The sequence below is a fragment of the Winogradskyella psychrotolerans genome (assembly GCF_018860565.1).
GTDB lineage: Bacteria > Bacteroidota > Bacteroidia > Flavobacteriales > Flavobacteriaceae > Winogradskyella > Winogradskyella damuponensis.
In genome coordinates this window covers 1-2932 of record NZ_JAHKPS010000020.1, presented here as the reverse complement: position 1 = coordinate 2932, position 2932 = coordinate 1, and the positions used below count along the sequence as shown (strand labels likewise).

Annotated in this window: 4 protein-coding genes; 3 read left to right on the top strand and 1 reads right to left on the bottom strand. The window is 32.9% G+C overall.

Annotation, left to right across the window (positions count from 1 at the left end):
- Positions 1 to 150 precede the first annotated feature (150 nt).
- On the top strand, positions 151 to 702 hold the full coding sequence (locus KO504_RS08940; RefSeq protein ID WP_215926100.1) for a hypothetical protein: 552 nt from the start codon (positions 151 to 153) through the stop codon (positions 700 to 702).
- Positions 703 to 881: 179 nt separating this feature from the next.
- Positions 882 to 1244: a nuclear transport factor 2 family protein gene (locus KO504_RS08935; RefSeq protein WP_252723651.1), complete on the top strand. Its 363-nt coding sequence runs from the start codon at positions 882 to 884 to the stop codon at positions 1242 to 1244.
- A 31-nt stretch (positions 1245 to 1275) separates the two neighbouring features.
- Here the strand turns inward: KO504_RS08935 and KO504_RS08930 are convergent, their stop codons facing one another.
- Entirely contained in the window at positions 1276 to 1608 is a 333-nt protein-coding gene (locus KO504_RS08930; protein ID WP_215926096.1) for a winged helix-turn-helix transcriptional regulator, read from the bottom strand.
- Positions 1609 to 1703: 95 nt separating this feature from the next.
- Between KO504_RS08930 and KO504_RS08925 the strand changes: the two genes are divergently transcribed.
- Positions 1704 to 2690: a zinc-dependent alcohol dehydrogenase family protein gene (locus KO504_RS08925; RefSeq protein ID WP_215926094.1), complete on the top strand. Its 987-nt coding sequence runs from the start codon at positions 1704 to 1706 to the stop codon at positions 2688 to 2690.
- Positions 2691 to 2932: the final 242 nt, after the last annotated feature.

Sequence of the window (2932 nt, the reverse complement as noted above, 5' to 3'; positions counted from 1 at the left end):
AAACTTAAGACGTGTATAACTAATTGCTAGTCAGTGTGTACTCGGAAAATCCTAGCGGATTTTCCTAATGGTTCGTTTCTTTTTGCTAACTTAGTTCCAACCAACGCAACTAGCCATAACACGAACACGTTGTGCTTCATACAAGAAAAAATGAATAGATATTTTAAAATAGCGTTTTTAATCCTATCAATTTTACCAATTTCATCATTTGGTCAGAATGAAATAAAGGAAAAGATTGACAGTTTAAAATATGTTGAGAATATGCCATATATCTGTGAAGCATTTTCGAAATGTGGAGACGAATTATTTTGGAATGTTGTAAAACTAAAAGAAAAAGGAATACCATTTCTTATAGAAAAACTGAATGACTCTACAGAAACAAAAGCAGGAGTTGTACTCTTTGGCGGAAATCATACTGTTGCTGATATTGCGTATGTAGCAATTGAGGAAATAATTCACGGAATACCAACTTTTGAATTACTCGGAACTGAATTTGACCAAGAAGGTTGCGGATATTGTGAGTATTGGAATTTTTTGAGAAAGGATTATCAAAACAGACTGAATTTCAAACTTGCTGTTAAAAACTGGTATGATAAAAACAAAAATGATTTAGTTTGGATTTCAAGTAATGAATTTTCAAGTTGCGATTGTAGTGGAAAAAAACATCCGAATAAAGGTCATTATGAAATAAAAAAGGAATAAAGTACGAAAGCACAACAACGTGTAAGCGCAATAACTACTGAATTCCCTATCGGAAATTCAGTCTTTTTAACTAAATTAGCTACGTCAGTGGAAAAATACTAACGTCTTTTCCCGTTACTGACGCTTACACAAACTCGTTGGCAACAAGCTAAAAAAAAATCCTCGAAATGAAAGAAAAGATGAAAAAGAACGCAGTGGATTTTTACAAGTTAGCGTATGAAGGAAATCCAAGAAAAGCGACAGAATTATATGTTGGTGCTGAATATATTCAACATAACCCAGAAGTGGAAAATGGTGTTGAAGGCTTTATCAACTATTTTGAGCGAATGCAAAAAGAGTATCCAAATAAATCAATCGAATTTGTACGAGTAATCGGAGAGAACGATTTAGTGGCTTTGCATACACACCAAATTTGGCCAGACAATGATGAATATGTGACAATGGATTTTTTCAGATTTGATGATAATGGAAAAATTGTTGAACATTGGGATTCAATTCAACAAATTCCTAAAAATTCGGCAAATCCAAATAAGATGTATTAGGAATCAAAAGATTTCATTCAGGTCAATATCTTTAAGAATACTTTTCAACCACTAAATCACCCCAATCAGCAATAGACTGAATTAACGGAATTAGAGTTTTACCAAAATCAGTTAATGAATATTCTACTTTTAGCGGTGGTTTTGAAGTGTAAACTTTTCGCTTGATAACACCATCTTCTTCCAATGTTTTTAACTGCAAACTCAAAGTTCGTTCAGTTACTGTTGGCATTTCCTTTCTTAATTCATTATACCGTAAAGTTTTGCCCATTAAATGGTATAAGATTACAGTTTTCCACTTTCCACCAATTATTCCCATTGTAAGACTTGCACAACAAGGGTATTCCTTTCCTCTAAATTTATGCATAATTAAACTATCCTTTTTGACCGTTATTGCAAATATAGAATACTATACTTAAGTTTGCAACTATAATTTTTATAGTAATTAAAAATCAAAGAGATATGAATGCAATGATTATCAATGAATATGGGGAAAATGCAAAATTTGAATCCAAAGAAGTAGAAAAACCAACTTTAAAGAACGGACAGGTTTTAGTGAAAATTTCGGCATCAAGTGTCAACACGGTTGATACAATGATTAAGAATATGGGAAAAGATTTACCTTTCTCGCCCGAAAATCCAGCCATATTAGGAATGGACTTTGCTGGAATAATTGAACAAGTGGGAAATGATGTTACTGAATTTTCTGTTGGCGATGCAGTTTATGGTTGTGCAGGTGGTTTAGCAGATTTACAAGGAACATTGGCTGATTACATAACTGCTGATACAAAATTGATTGCGAGAAAACCCAGCAACTTAACAATGAAAGAATCCGCATCGTTACCATTAGTTGGAATAACAGCTTACGAAGGTTTAACTCGTGCAAATGTTCAGAAAGGACAGAAAGTATTGGTTCACGGCGGAACTGGTGGAGTTGGACACGTTGCAGTTCAATTAGCTAAACATTTTGGTGCTGACGTTTTTACAACTATCAGTAGTGAAAAACAAGCAGAAATAGTCAAATCTTATGGAGCAAAATCCATAAATTACAAGTCAGAATCAGTTGAAGATTATGTAAATAAACATACAGATGGTAAAGGATTTGATATCGTTTATGATTCTGTTGGCGGAGAAAATTTATTAAAATCTTTTGAAGCGACTGCTTTAAATGGTCAAGTTGCAACTACAGTTTCATTATCTGAAATAGATTTAAGTACAATGCATTTTAAAGGGTTATCATTACACGTTGTGTTTATGCTAATACCAATGATTCATAATTTTCAAAGAGAAAAACACGGAGAAATTTTAAGAGACATTGCTAAAATTGCCGAATCTGGAGCTTTAAAACCTTTACTTGATGAAGAAAGTTTTTCATTAGAAAATGTAGGAAAAGCTTATTCCAGACTTGAAAGTGGAAACGCAATTGGGAAAGTAGTTGTTGAAAATTAAAAGCTAAATTCAAGAAACTGCGCGGAAAGCCAGTTGCCAACAATGTATAAAAATAATAGGGCGATTAGTTTCTATATTGAAATTAATTGCCCTTTTGCTATGTCGCCATATTTTTAATTTTAGTATTTTTAGAAATCAAAAGTTAAAAAGAAAAATAAAAATATGGCTTGTAGCTCAACCGAAAGGAAACAGCCTGTTATCAGCCCTACTATTCTTATACAAAACCGTTGTGAGCAAGCTGA

Coding starts and splice junctions, on each gene's coding strand:
- KO504_RS08925 (WP_215926094.1), top strand. CDS start 1,704: ATGAATGCAATGATTATCAATGAATATGGGGAAAATGCAAAATTTGAA.
- KO504_RS08930 (WP_215926096.1), bottom strand. CDS start 1,608: ATGCATAAATTTAGAGGAAAGGAATACCCTTGTTGTGCAAGTCTTACA.
- KO504_RS08940 (WP_215926100.1), top strand. CDS start 151: ATGAATAGATATTTTAAAATAGCGTTTTTAATCCTATCAATTTTACCA.
- KO504_RS08935 (WP_252723651.1), top strand. CDS start 882: ATGAAAAAGAACGCAGTGGATTTTTACAAGTTAGCGTATGAAGGAAAT.